Genomic DNA, 22,115 nt, shown 5'->3' on the forward strand with positions numbered 1-22,115 from the left:
AAATTTAAATTTTAAATTTCGTCATCTCCCTTGAGATACTCTCGGCTATCCCACTCACATTTGCAACAACCCTGCCAATCTGTTCAATCGAAGCCGATGCCTCTTCGGTTGCAGCAGCCGCATCCTGAGCCTCCCTGGCAGTACCCTGAATCAGAACGGATACCTCATTCACACTTGCCGTGATCTCTTCAACCGATGCAGCCTGTTCTTCGGATGATGACGCCATATCCATCGCATTCCGGGTGATATCCTCAATTGATTCAGCGATCTTCGTAAAGGCACTGACTGTTTCTTCGAGTGCATGGTTCCCGTCTTCAACCGCAGTTCCTGCAGCGATTATCGCATCATTTGCCTTCTTTGCCTTTGCCTGCAGATTTGCGATCATGTCCGCTATATTCTCAGCTGATGCACGGGAATCCTGGGCAAGGGACTTTACTTCCGCAGCAACAACAGCAAATCCCCGACCAGCTTCTCCGGCCCGTGCAGCCTCAATTGCAGCGTTGAGGGCAAGGAGATTGGTCTGGTTGGATATATCTGTAATGAGACGGACAATCTTTCCAATCTCCTCCATCTGCTGATTAATCTCACGAACAATCTGATCCACCTCACTTGTTGAACCAGTAATTCCCTTCATAGCAGACTCAGACTTTTTCGCAAGATCTATACCCTCCTTAGAGAATTGGTTTGCCTCCGTTGCAGAATGGGAGACCTTTTCAGCCCGTTGTGAAACCTCACCGACGGTTATTGTCAGATCCTCCATGGCTTTGAGAACCTGGGTTATTCCGTCATCTCCCTGCTCTGCATTGGCACTGACACTCCCGGTATTTCTGGCAATCTGTTGTGCACCGGCAGATACTTCCTCAACACTTGCGGTGGCCTCTTCTGCATTCGAAGCAAGTTCAAGGATCTGCTTATTAATCGCTCCGATGGCATCGCAGATCTGAATGCCGATGTTGTCAAGAGCGGTCTTAAATCCGACCCAGTCTCCGGCCACCTTCAGGGATGAATCAACCCGTGCACTGAAATTTGCATTGGCATACTCATTTGCGACACGAATCGCTTCCTGGACCGGGGTGACGACAGATTCCAGTGTATCATTAATCCCGCTCAGAACCTCTGCAAAATCTCCGGTGACCTGGGTGATATCTGCACGGTTTTTCAGGTCTCCCTGAATGGCTCCTTTCGCAAGACTTTTTGCCTGAACGACCAGGTTTTTCACGGAATCCCGTGCACGATGAAGATTGACGGTCAGATCAACGATCTTCTTTCGGACATCATCAGTATACTGATCTGATTCAGGGATTCGGACTTCAAAATCGGTCTTTCCATTTGCAAACATACCAAGGCAGTATGAGATATTCCGAACCGATTCATCAAGATATTTCTCAACCTTCTTAATTGCGGTTATATCCTGAATAACTTCAACATGTCCGATATCCTTTCCTGAAGCATCCTTAACATACCCCACATCAACTTTGAAAAATCCTCCTTCCTGTTCAAAGAAGGTTTCTCTCTTCCCTGCCCTGAGACACTCAATACCGCAATCTTTTGTCCGGCAGATATTTGCATTCCACCGGTTACACTGAGTCCCTATAGCCTGTTTTTTGTCTACGTTTGCCATCTTAGCCGTGGCAGGATTCAGGAATGTCCAGTTCATGTTCAGGTCGGTAACAGAAACCGGGAATGGGATTGCATCAAGAATAGACTCAAACCAGGCTACCTTATCTGCAATCGTATCGACTGTCGCATTGATTCCTTCAATAATCCGACGGTATTCACCCTCATGCCTGCTCACATCAGCCCGGACATTAAAGTTACCCTGCGATGCTGCATCGACAAGCATGGTTGTATCCCGGGTTAATGCCTGAAGGTTTTCAAATGCCTTAATAAAACCAGGAACGATACGATCCTGTTCTGAACGTCTTCCAATCTGCCGGTACTCTGCAAGTTCTGAAAGATCTCCGTGACTGATCTTCTCAATTGAACCTGCGATGTGATTTACCCGGTCACGGACAGCATTAATATTCGATGCAAGAGAGACAAAATCACCCAGGTATGCAGATTCATCCATGGCCTTCGTATGGTCATTTACCGCCATCCGTTCAAGAACAGCCCCGGCATCCCGAAGCGGTGTGATAACGGCATCCAGAGAATTATTTATCCCTTCAACAATCTTCCGGTAATCTCCCAGGTGTTTTGTTACATCGGCCCGTGTTTCAAGGCGACCTTCGACTGCCGCTACTGAGAGCATACCGGCATCACTGATCAGCTGGTGTATCGCATCGATACAATTATTCAGATTATTTTTAATCTCATTGAAATCCCCGTTATACTCTTCAGTAATCCGGGGTGGGAGATCGCCTTTTGATATCCGATCTACATATTCTGCTGCAACATTCAATGGACTAATGATGCTGTCCAAAGTCCCATTGATTCCTTCCATGAGAAGTTTGAGTTCCCCTGAATACGGTGCCGGATCCACCCGGGCATCAAGACTTCCAGCCTGAGACTGTTCAGTGAGGGCAATAATATCACGGACTGCATTCTTCTCTTCTGTCTTATCGATATAATATGCAAAAATCGAGAGGAGGTTACCATCTTCAGCAAAAAATGGCGTGTAATAATACTGAAGATGTTTAGTCCCACTGGCAACCACCGCGTCCAGATCCCCATGCACCTGGCTTTTCGTCTCGATCCCTTCAGCAAGGGATCCGCCTGCCCGGTTCCGGACATCAAAATCGGTAACTTTCATCTTCTGAATTTCTTCGATGGATTTATCAGTCAGAACGGCAAACGCATGGTTTGCGTACGTTATTGAGAGATCCGGTTTGAGATCGATGATCGGAGTCGGGGCATTGGCGATAATAAACTCTGATTTTTTCCTGAGCGCGACAACATCGGTTATATCAACAATCGTAGCCATAAGACAGGTCTTTCCTTCATATTCAATGAGTTGGAGAGTTACCTGACAGGGAAATATGGACCCGTCTAACCGTTTATGTTCCCATTCAAAACTGACAACTTCACCGGAAAATGCCATCTGGATGAATTGTGCAGCCCCCTCATTTGAATCGGTCCCATTCCTTTGTTTTTCAGGCGAGAGGATCGATGGAGGTTTGCCGATGATGTCCTCGACAGTATTGGCACGAAACATTGCATACGTAGCCGCATTACAATCAATGTAGACCCCTTCAGGTCCGATTATCTGGATTGAGGAAGAAGTCGCATCCAGGATATTCTGAAGTGAGGCGATGTCTGAGGTTCGAGTTTTTCCATTCATGATATTCCCATCCTGACCGATATCTGAAGATATAAATTTATAAGGGATATAGATATCGGTTCAGAACCACATGGGTTCGCATATAGAGTCCCGATAGAGTGCATGGACAGGCACGTACTATATTTCATTGAGGCGCAGGTTATTGATCATTTGAAATGGACAAATTTATCCAATGGGAATGGATAATTTAATCAATATTCAATACGAGTACTACTTATGATACTCAGGGATGACATTACAAAGATAGTCAAATCCCAGAGAAATTCAATAATTAATAGGAATCAAGGAGTTATCCGACACGACATTATAAAAATACATCCTCATCAGAATTTTGCGATCATCCTTTCAGGTATAAGGCGATGTGGGAAGAGTACACTTCTTGTGCAGATGATGAAAAAGGAGGAAAACTTCTATTATCTGAATTTTGAAGATCCACGACTAATCGATTTTACTATTCAGGATTATGAAGTGTTAGAGGAGGTATTTCATCAGGAGTATGGATTCCATGATCTGTATTTCTTTGACGAAATCCAAAACCTGTCCGGGTGGGAATATTATATCCGGCATCTCCTGGATTCTGAAAAGAAAGTCATTATCACCGGATCACATGCATCTTTACTGAGTCGTGAACTTGGGACCAAACTCACCGGCAGGAACCTGCGACTGGAATTATTCCCCTTCTCATATCAGGAATATCTCGAATATACTCATAAAGAGGATTCTGATACCTCATTCAATGACTACCTCTTCACAGGAGGCTTCCCGGAGTATATCCGAGTGGGCCTGGAAGAAGTATTACAAAACCTGCTTCTGGATATTATTGCAAGAGACATTATCTACCGTAACAATATTAAAAATCCTGCACTCATCACTGAAATTGCCGTGTACCTGCTTGGAAATATCGCCAGGGAGATGACACTATCACAATTACAAAAGATCTTTTCAGCGATAGGATCGGTCACAACCATTGCCTCCTATATCTCCCATCTGGAAGATGCCTACATCCTCTTTACTCTGCCACGTTTTAGTTATTCTCATAAGAGCAGACAGATCAATCCTAAAAAGGTATACGCTGTCGATAACGGACTTATATATGCCAACACCACAGGTTTTACTGAAGATTATGGAAGGCTTTTAGAGAACCTTGTATTTATCATGTTACGGAAAAAATACAGGGAGTTATTCTATTTCAGGGAAAAACATGAATGTGATTTTATTGTAAAGGAAAAGACCAAAGTCACCAGAGCAATTCAGGTCTGTTATGAAGTAACCAGCAGGAATAAAGACCGGGAAATAAGGGGTCTTCTTGAAGCGATGGAGATGTTTGATCTGAAAGAGGGGTATATCCTTACCGGGAAACAAGAGGATCTGCTCACCGTCGACGGGAGAACAATTATCTTAATGCCTGCTCGTTCCTTTGCAGGGTAACCTTTTTTATTTTAATGTATTGAGAGTGATACCATTCTGACAACCGGTGTGAGTCCTGGTGAGTTCAAACTCTATAAATGTAAAAATAACCTCTGGGATAGTGCAACACCAGTCATAGTTGGGGGCCATCATCTGGCTAATCTCTTTGTTGGTCAGTTTCTCTTTGATGATCAGCCTTTCGATAGAGAATTATTCCGAAAACAGGCAGAGAAATACGGTTTTGACATGGAAGCATATCTTGCTGCATTAGACGAGGTTCCCCGATGGAACCATGATCAGGTCACAAAGTCATGAAATTTTTCACCCGTCTTGCCGGATTAATTGCAGAACTGATTATGAATAATATCAGACTGGCACGAACCCTGGCAGAACACAAGAGGGACATTCCATAACGGCATCATTCTGATTACATGAGAAGATTTTATTGAAAAAATAGAAATTTGCCATCATTTTCTTTTTTGATAGACTAATGCCCCTTTTACCGGGCATACCTGTGTGCATCGCCCGCATAGGAAGCATTCCGACTTATTACTATCGGCATATGCTTCACCAACAGGACAAACCTTCTCACATTGTTTACAGGAGATGCAGGCATCGGTCCTGGTAAGCCTCATGAGTGAGAAATACGAAGCCAGAGTAAGAAATAACCCATATGGACAGATAAATCTGCAAAATGGACGATAGATAAAGAGCCCAAGGAGCATGATACCTGCAAACAGGTAAAATTTCACGGAGGTATATTCAAGGAAAAAGAAATATTTCATGCCAATACATTTGAACTGGAAATTCGGAAAAAACAGGGCAAACCAGACAAATAACACAAAAACAACAATATGGATGATAAGAACAGACCGTTTCCAGGGAATCGCTATCTTTGGAGTCGGGACTTTCGAAAGTAACTCCTGTATGGCCCCTATAGGACAGACTGCACTACAATATGCCCTCCCTCCAATTACAGTCAGCAGAATGAAGAGGAACAGGAAAAACAAGATGGCTTCTAAGGGCATTCCTAATTTCCGAATTTCACCAAAAAGAACCTGTTGAAACTGGTATGGTAAAACCGGAGCAAATATAAGAAACCCAAGCAAGGTTGACAGAACCAGCAGAACAATCTGAACCGCAGGTCTGAAAAGTCCTTTTTTATAGAGATAAAAGATGAGAGGGACTGCAATAAGAGCATATATAAGACCGAAAAATTGTGGGACAGATGAAAGAACCATAACAAGTATCATTCCCTGCAGGAATCTTAAGACTTTGGGAACCAAGTAATACCTGGAAATGGTTGGTTCATACAAAGCGTCAGAGAAAATTCAGAACATGTACGTTCGATTATGAAGTTCTATAAACGCTCTTCCTGCTCCAGCTTTGTGGCAAATTTATAAGCCATGACACGGAGCGATGCAGTTCCGGCCATCAGGGTGTTCGTATACAATCCCTAACCTTTGGAAAGAGGCCTGAAGGTTCCTTTCAGAACCGATACCCCGATAAGAATGACCGACTGCAGAGTATCAAAAACATCGGCAGAGTTATTCCCACGGGTTTCAGACTCATAAAATATTTTTGGATCAGCTACTCCGAGAGATCTGCCCGGATTCTTCAGTCATCCTCCGCATTGTGTGAGGGAGATCATCCATATCGTTCATAGTACCCGTCTGATCATGCATCTTTATAAAACCCGGATTTGACCCGCATCAGAAATCACCTGCCAGTATTACCTCACATATTTTTCCTGATTCATGGCCTGCACTTCAGGAGAATAATATATAATTATTTATATATTTGGATCTATTGGTAAGGAGGCGAATTCGGATGAATGATTCTGACCATCCTTACAAACGATTGTTCAGCCATCCTGAGATGATAGCAGACCTCATCAGGGGATTTCTAGATCCTAAACTGGTATCCGGCTGCGATCTTTCAACCCTGGAGCGATGTAATGGGAGTTATGTCACTGATGACCTCCGGGAACGGGAAGATGATATCATCTGGAGACTAGCCTATGGAGACCGGACACTCATTCTTTATCTCCTGATTGAGTTCCAGTCAAAACCTGATTACTCCATGCCAATCAGGATTATGTCATATATGGCCCTTTTATGGCAGGATCTGATACGATCAGGAGTGATCGTTCCATCGAGGATACCAGGTATTATTCCAATTGTCCTCTATAATGGAGAAATCCCATGGAAAGTACCCCATGATATCAGAGAGACGATTCAGATGCCAAAACCGGTGAGCAGATTCATCCCGTCGGTTCCTTATCTCCTGATTGATGAACTGAGACTTTCAGTGCATCATCTTATGGAGGTCAGAAACCTTGCTGCATGTTTATTCGGGCTGGAACAGTCATCAGGACCGTTGGAACTTTTTGAACTGGGAGCGAGACTGAACAGATGGATGCAGACAGATCCTAATTTGGATTCAATGAGAAGAGATTTTTCATTATTTTTCGAAAATACATTAAAGAGGGATGACGATATATCTATATCAAATCCATTTCAGGGAGGAACCATGTTAGCTGAAAGAGTCAATAAATGGATTGCCCAATACAAGGCGGAAGGGAGAAAAGAGGGCAAAGAAGAAGGAAAAAAAGAAGGATTACTGGAGGGAAGGGTAGAAGGAAAATTGGAAGGCAAACTGGAAGGAATGGCAACCATCCTTAAACGGATGAAAGAGAAGGGAATGTCAGTTACAGAAATCGCAACAATTACCGGGCTTCCAGAAGATGAAATCCAGCACCTGATCTGACCAGTTCCCCATTCATCTTTCAGCTTTTTTTTCTACGCTTCAATTCATATAAGGGACCATCCATCAGATCCAATCGATCTTACCCAGGAAACAAGCTATAGATCTCAACCGATATATAAATTTATCTATATCGATCCCCATTTTCCATCTTTTCTTTTTCACTCATATCCAAAATTTAAGTTGTGTGATTTTGGTATGAATATACGATTAAAAATTACTGACTGGCTGAATAATGCCACAATCGGAAAGAAAATTACCCTGATTTGCCTGATTCTTGTCATTATTCCCACATTGGCACTGGGATTTATCGCGTATAACTGTGCTGAAACAGCAATACAGGAGAGTCTTCATCTTAATCTGGATACCCAGAACGAGGATATCAGAGAGGCAACAAATACCGTGTATGGTCTTACTCAGGGAAAAGTAAACTCAGACCTGAATGTCCTCAAGGAACTCTTCTTTGCCAAAGGACAGCCGACCATTATCAATGGAAACATGATCCTTGGTTCATCATACAAAGTGAATGATAATTTTGAGATAGTTGATGAGGTTCAAGGACTTCTTGGTGGAGCTGCCACGATATTTCAGAAAAAAGGCGACCAGGCCATCCGAATATCTACCAATGTCATCGGTGAGGATGGAAAACGTGCCATAGGAACCCCTGTTGCTCAAAATGTATATGATGCAGTCATAAACAAAGGACAGACATATTATGGAACTGCAGTCGTGGTAGGGAAAAAATATATCACCGCATATGAACCCATCAGGGACCAGTCAAATGATATTATCGGTATCCTCTTTGTTGGAGTTGAAGAAAAATCCACCATAGGTCTGCTTGAAGACCAGATAAGGAACAAGAAGATCGGTCAAAACGGATACGTATTTGTGGTGGATAGTAAAGGAGACGCGATTATCCATCCGACTGAAGCTGGCAAGAGTATGAATAGTCTGCCATTTATTCAGGACATAATAGCACAAAAGGAAGGATATATCAGATATACATACCAGGGCAAAGAAAAAGTGGCTTCCTTCTCATACTTTGAACCCTTTGACTGGTATATTGTTGCGAGTGCTGAAATTGAAGACTTCTTAGGGCCGGTAGAAGCGATCAGAAACACCATCATCCTGGTTGTGCTGGCTGGAATTTTGGGCGGCTATGTCGTCTCGTACCTGTTCAGCCGTTCTATCTCATCACGGATGGAAAAGCTGGTCAGCCTTGCAAACCGGGTCAGAGATGGTGACCTGTCCGGGGATGATGGATCCAGCCATGCCAAAGATGAAATCGGGATCTTAAGTCGGGCATTTTCTGATTTGATTACTACCTTTCTTGAGTTTCGAAACGAGATCCACACAATCAGCACCGCTGCCTCATCCGGAGATCTGAACGTCAGGGGGGATGAGAGGAAATTCAAGGGAGATTATGCCGTCATAATCAATGGTGTGAACAAGACCGTCGATGCCATGGCAGTTCCCCTCAAAGAAGCAATGAGCCTCTCCAAGAAGTATGCATCCGGTGATTTCAGGGCACGCATGCGCAAGGATTTAGAGTTACAGGGTGAATTTGTCACCTTCAGCAATGCCCTGAATACTATTGGTATTGATGTGTCACAGGCACTCTCTGCGGTCATAAATCAGATGGCCCACCTGACCGGTCAGATGAAAGAGGTCAGTAACAGAGTGGATGAAGTAACCGGAGAGACCGAGGAGGCATATAAGAGCATTGAGGATGTTTCAGAAGGCACCGGACAGGTTGCCAAGATTGCTGCGGCAGTCAATGATCTTGCTGATAAGAGCGGGACTACAACACAACAGATTCTTGTTGCAATGCAGGATCTTGCGACAACAGTGTCATCTGTGGCTGCGAAGATGGAGCACGTATCCGAACTGACCAGTACTGCTGCAGAACTCTCTGAAAAAGGAAAGGCTGCAGCCGGTAAGGCAGATTCTGGTATGCAGGGGATCATGCAGGCTTCGTCGGTTATTGATCAGATGAACCAGGACATCAGTGTTCAGATGCAGGAGATAGGACGTATCGTAGACATTATCAGTTCCATTGCTGAAGAAACGAACCTCCTTGCATTAAACGCAGCAATCGAGGCTGCCCGGGCTGGAGAGGCAGGACTCGGATTTGCTGTCGTTGCAGCGGAAGTAAAGGAACTTGCAAATGAGTCCCAGCAATCAGCGGAGAATATTGCAGGGATTATTGCCGGTCTGCAGAAGAAATCAGTTGCCATGGCAGATGCTGTTCAAAAGTCAATCCATGAGGTTGAACAAGGAAACCAGGCAGTGGTGCAGACTCTTGAAGTCTTTAATAATATTGTTTCATCCATTTCAGTCATAAACAACAGCATGAGTGAAGTGGCTGCGGCAAGTGAGGAACAGGCGGCATCGGTTGAAGAAGTGACCGCAAGCGTCAATGAATTCAGCGAGATGATACAACAGACCGCGAAGGAATCTGTCGGTCTTGCTGCTGCCAGCCAGGAGTCCTCTGCTGCAGTGGATCAGATCTCCAACATGGTCGGCCAGGTGAATGAATCGATAAATCACATCAGAACCTCAACAAGTGAGGCTATGGATGCAGTACATACCATTGAGGAGATGATGGAGCAGTTTAAATATTGATGATGAAGTCATCTTCAGATAATTTAATAAAATAATTAAATGATCAATATTTAATTTTTATATATAAGGATTTCTAAGAAGAGGATCAAAAGATCGTTCTTCATATGTACAAACCCCCCAGTACATAGTCATGCCAGGCTCACGTGTTGAATCAGATATCCTTGACCTGTTCAGTAAGGAGAAGAGGTCTTTTACCATATCACAAATCGCACAGTTGACTGGTCATGACAGGAGAACCGTTGCTCATCACCTGGCCCTCCTTCATCAGTCCAGAAATCTGGGGATGATTCAGCATGGAGTCAGAAAGAAGTATTTTGTACCGGATAATGTCCTTTTGATCTCCCGCAGTCTGTGTGCCCATATCATTCTGGTTATCAATCAGGATTATTCAATTCGGTGGATAAATGATCCCTTTCTGGAAGTTCTGGGATGCACACGGAATGATATTCCTCATATTACCCTGACCCATCTGGAAGAAATTTTTCCTGCTATCAACTTTAAATCGATTTTAAGCCATCTTGTCCATGGTCAGACCCGCTTCATCAAAGAATCGTGTGAATATAACGGAGAGCAATTTACCTACAGATTCTCCTTTTCAGCGATATACATTCAGGATGAACCTCAGTCATTTATCATCACCGGACAGGACATAACTGAAAATGAGCGGATAAAGAGTGAATATCAGAAGAAAGAACAATCGTATGAGATTTTAATCAGAAATATCCCCGGCATTGTATTCAGACGGAATATCCTGTCTAATACCATTGAACTCTTTTCAGATAAGGTGTATTTCATCAATAAATCGATCCCACTGGATTCACATCCCTCCTGTATCAGTTTTTTTGATTCATTTATTCATCCTGATGACCGGGACCGGCTTATCGGAGTGTTACAATATGCCGTGTTTCATCAGGAAGAGTACGAAGTTGAATTCAGGGTGATTAATTCCCACGGATATGAGTTTCATTTCCTTGAACGGGGCAGACCGATTCTTGATCCATCAAATAACACCCAGTATATTGATGCTATCATCATGGACATTACATCTCTTCGAAAAACTACAGAACTCCTTGCAGAAAGTGAGGAGAGGTTTCGAAAACTGGCCGATGTTGCACCAGTCGGGATTTACATCACTGATAGCAGCGGAAATCTCCAATTTGTAAACCATGAATGGTGTCGGCAGCATAATATTACCCAGAATCATGCAATTGGAATGCCCTGGACTCAGGGGATCCATCCGGATGATAGAAAACTGTTCTCTGCCGATAATTCAGAGTCCTCACAGGCATACAAGCGGATTATTTACCGGACAAACCCGGGGAATGCAGGATGTACATGGATACATGGTATATCTGTACCAATAGAGGATCGTGAAGGGACGATAACAGGATATATCGGGTGTGATACCGACATCAGCGAATGGAAACGGATTTCCTGTGAAGAAAGACCTTTTGAAGCCAATGACGCTCTATTTGATAACCAGGCCGATATAAAGCGGGTGATGTATGATCTGCAGTTTCACAAAATTCAGCTCGAACTCATCAATAATGAACTCGCCCGAACCAGAGATGAATTAGAAGAGAGCCTTGCTCATTATATTGAACTCTATGATAATGCACCGATTGGATATTTAAGCCTGAATCAGAATGGGTTTATTAAAAAGATTAATCTTGCAGGTGCCGCCATTCTGGGCAAAGAGAGATTGGCAGTTCTGGACACACCCCTGTACTCGTATATTTCTGAAATCTCTTCCCAGGTTTTCTGGGACTTCTTTTCACATCTGTCACCCGGAGAGAGCGATAACTCCTGTTTTCTCCATCTGCACCGACCATTTCATGATTCGGTAGTTGTGCATGTTACAGCATCCATCAATGCATCCGGGAATGAGATTCATCTGGTTCTCATTGACATCACTGAAAAACACAGAGCTGAATTAAGACTACGAGAAAGTGAGAAAGCGCTTGCCAGATCGCAGATGATAGCCCAGGTCGGAAGCTGGTACCTTGACCTCTATTCAGGCCAGATGACCTGGTCTGATGAAGTGTACAGGCTGTTTGGCATACCTCCCGGAGATCCTGTACGGTATGACACCGTATTTGAGATGATTCATCCTGAAGATCAGGCGAAAGTTCAGGCAGCATATTCAGCGATCCAGGAAGGTACGGATTTAAAACAACTGGATCACCGGATAATCAGGCAGGATACAGGGGAGGTCAGGTTTGTTCATGAATGGTGTGTCCATGAGCGAAGTCCTGATAATACAATAATCAGGACATTCGGGGTGATTCAGGACATCACCAAACAAAAAGTGGCAGAAGAGAAGATAAAGGAACAGGAGGCATTTCAGCAATTATTGATTCAGCTGGCAACAAAGGTTATTAATGTCTCAATAGACAGAATCGACCCGACGTTGCAGGAGATGATGGCAGCCATCGGAAATTTCACCCATGTTGACCGGGTATATATCTTTCATAATGACAATGAACGGAAGATATCACGGAATACCCATGAGTGGTGTGCTCCAGGGATAAAACCAGAAATTGAAAATCTACAGGCGGTCCCATTTGATTTCTTTCCCGATATAATGGATATGCTTCAGCAGGGAGGGCCGGCATATATTCCTGACGTGTCAAAGATGGATCCGTCAGAACCGGCACGGGCAATTCTGGAAAGTCAGGGAATTAAATCACTTATCCTTCTTCCGTTTATACAGGATGGAGATTGCACTGGTTTTGTCGGGTTTGATGCAGTAAAGGAGAGGAGAAGGTATTCTGATACGGAAATTTCACTTCTGAAGGTTTTTGCAGAGATTATTTCGAATGTTCTGTCAAGAGAAGAGACAGAAAAAGCACTTCATGAGCATGAAAAAGTACTTGCAATTACCCAGGATATTGCTCAGATTGGGAGCTGGAGTCATGATGCACGGTCCGGTAAGCTTACCTGGTCAGATAAGACCTGTGAAATCTTTCAGGTTGATCCTAAAAATTGTGCTTTTACCTTTGATGCATATCTTGAGATGGTGCATCCGGATGACCGGGACCTTGTCGCCCGGATATATACCGAGTCCCGTGAAAAGGGGTTGGAACGGCATGAACTTGAATACCGGATTATTCAAAGAGAAAGCCGTGACATCAGGTACATCTATGACCAGGGGATCCATGAACGTGACAGAGACGGGACGATAGTCCGGTCATATGGGATGATTCAGGATATTACCAGAAGAAAACTCGCTGAAACTGCTCTGGAAGAGTCAAACAGGAAATTGCGCATCCTCACCAGATTGACCAGAGATGATGTCAGTTCCATGCTCAGAGAAATAAGACAGTACCTGGACCTGGCAAAAGAGGAGCATGATACACAAAAGATTTCCAGGTATCTGCAAATGGCACGGGATATGAGCTCCATTATAGAAAAGACTTTAGATTTTACCAGGGACTATGAATTATCAGGGGTATCATACTCCGGATGGTTGAACCTGTTTCAGACCATATCGACCTTAATACATGCTCTTGCTTCGCATCAGGTTGTGATTGAAAACACTGTTTCGCCGGTGCTGGAGATTTATGCTGACCCGATGATGAGAAATGTATTCATGATTATTCTGGAGTATGCTCTCAAAAAGGACCGGGGAGTCTCCAGGCTGCGGATCTCTGTCACCATGTCAGGAAGAACACTGATCCTTATCTGTGAAGATAACGGGGCCGGTATCCCGGCGGATGAGAAAGAAATCATATTTATGCATGGGAATTCGAAATATTCAGACACCAGACTCTTCCTGGTGAGGGAGATTCTGGGTATCACCGGTCTTCCGATCAGAGAATGTGGAGACCCGGAAAAAGGTGTACGGGTTGAGATCTCTTTTCCTGAAGGCAGGTACCGCACATGATCGAATCAGAAAAGATAATAGGAATCATACCCTAAATATATTTGATATGCACAATTTTACTCTCTTTCGGGAAAGAGGAGAAAATATCCTATCAGGCATTCGGCCTTTTCACAATATGCATTTCAGAATTGCTAAAAAGGGCCGATACACAATACATCGCATCGTCTCGTGATCACAGGCCCGGTATCCTCTCCGAAATCCATGGATATTAGAAACGGCATCAATACAAAACTCTCTCTTATTGTCGTAATACTTCTGTTCTTCCTTATTATCCAGGTCGTGGGAATTTTCGCAATGTACGACGAATCAAAACGGAGTGCATTGCAATCCTCATGGCATGAGATGGAGAATCTTGCAACCCTTATTGCAAGCCAGATGGACCCTGATGCATTAGCAGAGATCAAGGAGGGTGATGAGAATACTACCAGGTACAAGAAGATGATTGCCGATCTCTGGGAGATGCAGAATAAACATAGCGATATCAGGTTTGTCTACACTCTTACCAGAAAGGGGGATAAACTGGCGTTTCTTACCGATAGCGAATATGGCCATAATGATTTTACCGAACCACTTATTGGATATATCTATGAAGATGCTCCCCCGGAAGCATTTGCCGGGTTTGAAAAGGTCAGTTTGAGAAAGACCTACTATTCAGATGAATGGGGCACGTATATGTCTGCCTTTGCCCCGATTAAAAATGCTACCGGCCATACGGTTGCCATCGTCGGGGTTGATATCTCTCGGGAAGTCATTGAGAACCGGATGAGATCCGTCGTGAATACCGGGTATTTGATCCTTATTGCCACAACTATCATATCACTTCTTCTGATCATGCTCATCATCTATGGAATCCGGATTATCAGTTCTTATCAGAAGAAACTGGAGAAGAGTGAGCATGATATTCAGATGGCTCTTGATATTGCTGAGGAAGGTATCTGGGAGTATGATATGAGGGAAGATTCACTTCATATCGGCGGAGGATTTTGGAAGAGCCTTGGACGGGACAATCCGGGATGGGATCATTCAATCCCCATAGATAAGGTATTCTCTTATATCCATCCTGATGACCTGGAGAAGTTTAAAGCCATGATTCAGGACATACGGAACGAATCAGGTCCGGATAGAATCATGAGTCCGATACGGTTTAGGGCGAAAGACGGAACATACCGATGGCTCAGGGTCACCGGAAAGGTGGTGTCATGGGAAGGTAATGTTCCTCTGAAGGGTATGGGAACGACCGTGGATATCACCGATATCAGGCAATACCAGGAAGATATTGAGAGAATGTATGAGAAACTCGTCATCTTCGATTCTATCACCAGGCATGATATTGCCAATAAAAATTCGATAATATCTCTTGCATCCGAAGAATTGGCTTTATCAGAACCAGGTAGTGATGAGCAGAAGAAATGGCTTTCTGAAATAATGAAGGCAAGTGACGGGATTTCTGCACAGATACGATTTGCCAGTTCCTACCAGAGCCTGGGGAGTGGAAAGCCACGGTGGAATGATATCGATGAGATAATTACATCGCTCATCGAAGATGAACACCACTCTGCCATTTCAGTAATGAATGAGTGTCAGGGTCTCTTTTTGTATGCAGATCCGTTAATCAACCGGGCACTTTATAATCTGTTTGAGAATACTCTGCGTCACGCTGGTCTGGATATCACATATATCAGATTCTGGTACCGTATAGAGGATGGAACCTGCATTCTGAGTATCGAAGATGACGGGAGAGGAGTTCCGGAGAGTAGGAAAGAGGACATTTTTACACGTGGTGTCGGAGAGAATACGGGGCTTGGGTTATACCTGATTCGGGAGATACTTCGGATTACCGGACTTACCATACGGGAGACAGGAGAGTTCGGACAGGGTGCACGGTTTGAAATAACCGCCAAGTCAGGGTTATTCAGAGTGGAGCAGCAATCATAATCCAGTCTTCCCATTTATTCTGAATTTCCCTGCCGGCACCGTTATCTCAAATCTTGCTCCTTTTCCTTCTTCTCCGCATTCACAGATAGAAAGATCGGTGATCGATAATATCTCACGGGAGAGGAAGAGGCCGATTCCGGTATGTTTGCCAAACCCATGATCAAAAATATGTTCCTTATCAGAACCAGATATGCCAATCCCGTCATCCTCACAGATGATGATACAGGCCCCTTCCCTGATCTCTTCTGCAAACCGGATATATGAGAGGGTCTTTCCATGACGGATTGCATTTTCAATCAGGGTGGAGAATACTTTCCGAATGATAGGATCTGCAAATATCTCAAGAGTGGGAGATATCAGGGATTCAATACTGACATCTGTAAGAGGGATCTCAGACCGGGCAGATCTGACAAGCGACGATACATTCACCCAGCCGGATGAGACGATACCAAAGTTTTCATACTCTCTGGTAAACCCGATAGTATCCTCCATCCGTTCTCCAGCTTCCTTGCACAGGGAAAGATAATATCGTGCCTTTTCTGGATCATCTTCAGAGTTTGCAAGATCTAAAAACTCATTTACAGAACTGATAAGGTTTAAAATATCATGCCTGGTCAGACTTGTCAGGAGGCGGAGCTTCTTGTTTGACTGCACCAAAGCATCCTGCATCTTTTTTCTCTCGGTAATATCACGTGAAATGCCAAGAATTCCAGTGGGTCTGCCTTGTTCGTCCCTGAGAAGAGTAGCCGAATTTTCAACTATGATGACTGATCCATCCTTGCAGTACTCCTCAGTATCAAAAGATATGGTCCGGTTGGGATCTGCAGTTCCTGCCAGTTCTGCCTCCATCTCATCATGAAAAAGTTTGAGTACCTTTTCTACTGAAGCGGGTGTCATCATATCAGTTATGGATTGTGCCAGGGTCTCTTCTACCGTAAACCCTTTCATTTTCCAAACCGAGGGGCTTGAATACTGCATCTTCAGGTCCATGTCAATTATCCAGATATTATCGGCCGTATTCTCTGCGATCAGACGATATTTCTCCTGACTCTCATGAAGGGCTGCCTCAGCCAGTTTCTGATCCGTTATATCCATGATATTACCAATGACCCTGATCACCTTCCCGTCAGCCAGTACCGGCTCAGCAGTTGTCCGTATCCAGATTCTTCTTCCTTTCATCGTTGTGAATGGAAAAACCAGGTCATAGGGCACTCCTTCTGTGACACACCGTTCAAAGGCAGCCTGGATAACCGGGCGGTCTTCAGGATCATAGCAGCTGATACTTTTTGTTATATGCTCCGGCGATCCGGGCGTAATGCTGCCCGGGTCTATATCATGTATCTGGTAGGTCTCGGTGGTCCAGGTCATTGTCTGTCTTTGGACATGCCATTCCCATCCACCTATCCGGGTCAGTTTCTGGGTTGCATCAAGGAGATCCCGGCTCTCCTGTAATGTTTCTTCTGCCTCTTTCCGCTTCGTGATATCTTCAAATATTACACAAAACCGGCGGGTATCATTCCATGGCCGGTATACATGACAGTGGTAGGCCTTATTCGTGGGTGCATGGAAGAGATCAAACTCACTGGGTATACCTGTTACGGCGACCTCACCATATCGCTGAATCCATTCATCCTCGGTGTCAGGCCAGACTTCATGAACCGTCTTCCCATACACATCATGGAACCTGACGCCAGTGATGTTTTCATATGCTCGATTGATATACAGGAACCGGTAACTTATAAATCTCCCGTCATCGTCAAAAACCGATTCGAACATAACAAATGCATTGATCATACTTTCAAGAAGCCACCAGTATTCCTGTTCGCTTCTCTTGAGATCATCCTCGATCATCTTCCGGTTTGTTATGTCAATGAGAAACCCTTCAATCCCGGTAATCTCACCATTTTCCATAACCGGAATGGCAGAAAAGGAATGAATCCCTGTAGTACCATCCCTGCACCGCCGGGTAAACTCACCTGAAGGAATCGGCTCACCTGAGAGTAACCTCTCAAAATTCTTCTGGGCTGCCTCCTGACTGGTATCTACCTGGGTTATAGAGAAATGATGTCCAATAACCTCTGATCTATCATGGTACCGATGCATCATCAGCCAGGCATCGTTTACTTCCTGATAATTTCCATTCCGGTCGATACGGAAATATCCTGCGGGAGAATTCTGAATAATCGCTGAAAGACGTCTCTCCCGGTCCTCCAGATCAGCATGTAACCGTTTCTGATCAAGCAGAGACCGGGCAAGGGTAATATTGCTGTAACTTAACCGGGAGATCAGAGAGGAGAACCGGGTATAAAAGTCCATGATGGTTGTAACTGTGCTTTTGCTCCACCGGGGAACCCGGTCCAGTGCTGCCAGGTATTCATCTTTATCAAATCCGAATCTTTCAGCCTGTGCAGAAAATACGTCCCGATCCGGCACCTCGTCATCAAAGAAGAACTGTCCCAGGAAGAGATTTCCCATGTGCCGGTTCCCGATAATAATGGGAGTGACCATATCCCACATATTGTTTTTGCACTTGTACACAAGGTATTCTCCCGCTTTCACATTCCGGGTGAGATAAAGATCACTTTCAATACAGTTTTTACAACTCTCCTCATGCACCCGGTGAAATTTTGTACAGATGTCCTGCCAGCCTGTAGCGACCAGGATATTGCCTTTCAAATCAAGGATGGCGATCCCTATATGAGTCAGGGCGTAAAAATCGTCCATGAGTATCTGGAGCTCATGACTGTCGATAATATTGGCAAATTCCTCTTCGCTGATGTCATGCTCCGGAGTGAGAATTGTCTCCAGTTTTAACCGGAGCTCTTTCTCCCGTTCAAGAATTTTCTGACGACTTATCTCCAGTTCCTCATAGTTATGGCGAAGTTCTTCTTCAGATGAGCGGATCTCCTCATATGCCGATGAGAGTGCTTCATTCTGCCTTGAAATTTCTTCTTCTGCACGCTTTCTCCGTATTATCTCCCAGGTCATCGTGCCCAGAGTCTGCAGGGCATCAATATCATCATCACGGTAATCTGATTCTTTATTGGCAACCGCTAATATTGCGACGATCCGGTCACCATCAAAGACCGGCATCCCTAGGAACCGGGTAATGTCAATATGACCCTCGGGATATCCATGCTTTGCATGATGAGGAAGAGAGTAATCATTTATCAGACATGACGTCCGGTTCCGGATACATTCTCCCCATATTCCTGCTTTATCGATGGGAAAATGAAGGGGTTTATCCCTGACCTGACACATATCCATGGCTCCCTCCGACCAGGAATGGATGATCATCTCCGATTCATCAGCAGAGAGGGTCCCGATGAATGCATACAGGCTTTTCGTGATGTAAAGGCTCTGTTTGAGTGAATAATTGAGGATATCCATCTCGGAGGCATCAACCATCCTGAGCAGGGTCAGGAATGTCTGGAGACGAAGCATGTGCAGTTTATTCTCCTCATCAGACCTGATACGATCACTACAGTCGTGAAATACCCCAAGGAGGGTTTTCTGGCCGTCAAGTTCCAGGAGTGAACTGTTGATATCTGCAAAAAATATACTCCCGTCCTTTCTTTGAACCGGGATGTTCGAAACAAAATGGAGAACCCCTGATCGCATCTTTTCAAACTCTGACATGACAGAGGGGAGAGCATAGACAGGATGAATCTCTGCGGTTGTATGTCCGATAAGGTCTTCACGGGTCGTGCCAAGCATCCGGCTCATTGCTTCATTTACGAATACGAACCTCTTCGTCTTGACATCAGCAACGATTATCCCGTCAGGGATGTTATCAAAAACCATCCTGATTCGTTCTTCTGCTTTTTTATAAGCTTCCTCACTCTTTTTCAGGTCGGTGATGTCTGTTGCAATCTCAAGTCTGACCAGTCGGCCATCAGACCACCTGATAGCCCGATCTCTACAGTCATACCATCGCCCGGTCTTTGGATCATGAAATTCCCACCGGCAGACTCCGGTTGGTTTCTGGTTGGAGAGGAGGAGGTGATTGGTGCAATACGGGCATGGGCCTTCAGAATGGGCACGGATATGGGAATAGCATTTTTGTCCGTGTACATTACCAAAAAGAGCCCGTCCCCGTTCATTCATGTAGAGAATGTCATAGGTCTCCATATCCGCGACATAGACGAATGCATCAATGCTGTCAAGGATAGCATAGAGTTGAGCCTGGATCTCCTCAATGAAGAGATTTTGAGACGACACGACCGGCAGAATATGCTCCTGACCTGAGGGTGTAGAGAGACGGGTATCGAAGTCGGGTTGGGCCTCTGATAGTACCGGTTTGAAATCAGGCGTTATTTTATCCTGTTTTCGAAGATAGTTCAGAATCTTCTCAGAGGAGACCCATTCCTTATCCAGGGTATTTACCATCGCATCTATCCGCATCACTTCAGCATGGATGTTTTTGGCGATGTCATCATCATCTGCCATATCTGCATAGGTTGAGATGATGGTCAGGGGGTTTCTGATCCCATCGTTCAGAATGGCAAGTTTTGCAATGTTCTCCTGGATCTTATTCATCGCCTGTTGTTTCTCTTTCTCCAGGAGTTTTTCCCCGGTGATATCCCTGCCTTGTGCTATGGTTGCAATGGGACTCTTCCCGTCAGCGGCATAAATGGTTGCAGAATTCCATATAACCACCCGAATTGTTCCGTCGGCATGAAGAATTGGTATCTCAACTGTCTCCCACCTGACTCCGTCACGGGTTGTCTGGATGAGCCGCATGGCATATTCTGCATCTCTTTCAGGAAAGAGAATGTCAAGCGGTTTTCCTATGACCTCATCACGTGGTCTTCCGATGAGAATTTCAAACGAATGATTGATTCGGCTTATAATACCTTCAGGATCCCATACGATAATCGGAACATTTGAATATACAAACAGGTTTTCAAGATATGCATTAAGCTCATTCAGACTGTTCTCACGTCTCCTCCGTTCCGTGATGTCCTGAAAGAGGGTGACGAATTGGCCGATCTGTGGAGCATATGCAAAGACTTCAAAGTATTTTTGAAGCTCGCGGCTGAACTGCTCAAAATGGGCAGGTTTACCGGTCAGTGCGACCCTCCCGTATATATCTATCCAGTACGGCTCAGTGTCAGGGAGGACCTCAAGAACCGTCTTATTACGGATCTCATCCCCAACAAGTCCGGTTATCTGTTCAAAAGCCGGGTTTACATCAAGAAACCGGTAATCAACCGGAGCACCGGACTCATTGCAGATGATCTCATGTACCGCGGTCCCAACGATATTTTCTTCAAAGAGTTTGCGATACTTCTCCTCGCTTTCCGATATCTTCTCATGAGCGGCCCGAATCTCTTCGAGCTGGTGGGTCAGTTTCTCCTCTGCATTTGTTAACCGGTCAAGTGCTGCAGTCAGATCGGCATTCTTTTTGGTAAGACGCCATTCTGAATTCTTCTTCTCGGTGATATCCTGGGTTATACCGACGATCCGTCTGCCAGTGCCTGGATCATCCTCCTCAACACTTGCTATCGAAAGAAGGATTCTGGGGGCTGTATTATTGACTGGAATGATGGAGTATTCTATATGAAAATCCGCCCTGGTTTCGATAAGATTGCGAAATGCCTTTTCAACCTTATCCTGCTCACGGATACAGGCAAAAATATCAGATATCAAAACATTTCGGGAAGGCCCGTCCATCCCGTATAACCGGAGTGCTTCTTCAGACATCCACAAGACATCTGAACCGACAGCATGTTCCCAGCATCCTATCTTTCCAATCTCCTGGGCTTTCCTGAGTCGCTTCTCATTTATCCGCAATAACCGTTCTGATTCACGACGTTGTATTGCAATATTGATTTTATGGGTGAGATCGGCAAACAACGGGCCTGGGGTGCCACCTTTTTGCACATAATAATCAACCCCGTGTTCAATCGCCTCAATAACGACCTCTTCTCTTCCCTTCCCGGTGAAGAGAATGAATGGTATATCTCCAATATCTGACCGGATTATTTTTAATAACTCAATACCTGTCATTCCAGGCATGTGATAATCAGATATGACAGCATCATATCTTCCTGCCCGTAACTTTTCCAGGGCTTCTCTGCCTGATAAGGCTTTATCTACTTCAAATCCGGAATGTGTTAAAAAGCGGACGGATGCATCGGCAACCAGGGGTTCATCATCGATATAGAGTATGGTGGTCATATGTATGGGGGAACGATGCGACTTTGGCATACA

9 protein-coding genes are annotated in these 22,115 nt (G+C 44.6%); 6 read left to right on the forward strand and 3 right to left on the reverse strand.

Annotation, left to right across the window (positions count from 1 at the left end):
- Positions 1–4 precede the first annotated feature (4 nt).
- Positions 5–3,280 carry a methyl-accepting chemotaxis protein gene (locus MHUN_RS17430; RefSeq protein WP_011448412.1) on the reverse strand — a complete coding sequence of 1,092 codons (3,276 nt, stop codon included), beginning with the start codon at positions 3,278–3,280 and terminating at the stop codon, positions 5–7.
- 216 nt (positions 3,281–3,496) lie between these two features.
- On the opposite strand from MHUN_RS17430, the gene MHUN_RS07350 reads away from it, so the two are divergent.
- Together MHUN_RS07350 and MHUN_RS07355 are read left to right on the forward strand one after the other, a co-directional pair.
- A complete protein-coding gene (locus MHUN_RS07350) occupies positions 3,497–4,708 on the forward strand; it encodes an ATP-binding protein (RefSeq protein WP_011448413.1) in 1,212 nt (403 codons plus the stop codon).
- Between the two features lie 18 nt (positions 4,709–4,726).
- The gene (locus tag MHUN_RS07355; RefSeq protein WP_083758424.1) at positions 4,727–5,002 is read left to right on the forward strand and encodes a PocR ligand-binding domain-containing protein; all 276 of its coding nucleotides are present in this window, start codon (positions 4,727–4,729) and stop codon (positions 5,000–5,002) included.
- A 152-nt stretch (positions 5,003–5,154) separates the two neighbouring features.
- On the opposite strand, the gene MHUN_RS07360 is transcribed toward MHUN_RS07355, so the two are convergent.
- Complete coding sequence (locus MHUN_RS07360) at positions 5,155–5,928, reverse strand: 4Fe-4S binding protein (RefSeq protein ID WP_011448414.1); 774 nt, start codon at positions 5,926–5,928, stop codon at positions 5,155–5,157.
- 589 nt (positions 5,929–6,517) lie between these two features.
- Here MHUN_RS07360 and MHUN_RS07365 point away from each other — a divergent pair.
- The 4 genes from MHUN_RS07365 (at position 6,518) to MHUN_RS17440 (ending at position 15,899) form a co-directional block, all read left to right on the forward strand.
- Positions 6,518–7,456, forward strand: a complete 939-nt coding sequence (locus tag MHUN_RS07365) for an Rpn family recombination-promoting nuclease/putative transposase (protein ID WP_011448415.1) — start codon at positions 6,518–6,520, stop codon at positions 7,454–7,456.
- A gap of 195 nt (positions 7,457–7,651) precedes the next feature.
- Positions 7,652–10,078: a methyl-accepting chemotaxis protein gene (locus MHUN_RS17435; protein WP_011448416.1), complete on the forward strand. Its 2,427-nt coding sequence runs from the start codon at positions 7,652–7,654 to the stop codon at positions 10,076–10,078.
- Positions 10,079–10,208: 130 nt separating this feature from the next.
- A complete protein-coding gene (locus tag MHUN_RS07380; protein WP_011448417.1) occupies positions 10,209–13,964 on the forward strand; it encodes a PAS domain S-box protein in 3,756 nt (1,251 codons plus the stop codon).
- Between the two features lie 201 nt (positions 13,965–14,165).
- Positions 14,166–15,899: a PAS domain-containing sensor histidine kinase gene (locus MHUN_RS17440; RefSeq protein ID WP_052288845.1), complete on the forward strand. Its 1,734-nt coding sequence runs from the start codon at positions 14,166–14,168 to the stop codon at positions 15,897–15,899.
- On the opposite strand, the gene MHUN_RS07390 is transcribed toward MHUN_RS17440, so the two are convergent.
- On the reverse strand, positions 15,894–22,082 hold the full coding sequence (locus MHUN_RS07390; RefSeq protein ID WP_048067368.1) for a PAS domain S-box protein: 6,189 nt from the start codon (positions 22,080–22,082) through the stop codon (positions 15,894–15,896). The genes MHUN_RS17440 and MHUN_RS07390 overlap by 6 nt on opposite strands.
- Positions 22,083–22,115 lie beyond the last annotated feature (33 nt).

This window comes from Methanospirillum hungatei JF-1, assembly GCF_000013445.1.
GTDB lineage: Archaea > Halobacteriota > Methanomicrobia > Methanomicrobiales > Methanospirillaceae > Methanospirillum > Methanospirillum hungatei.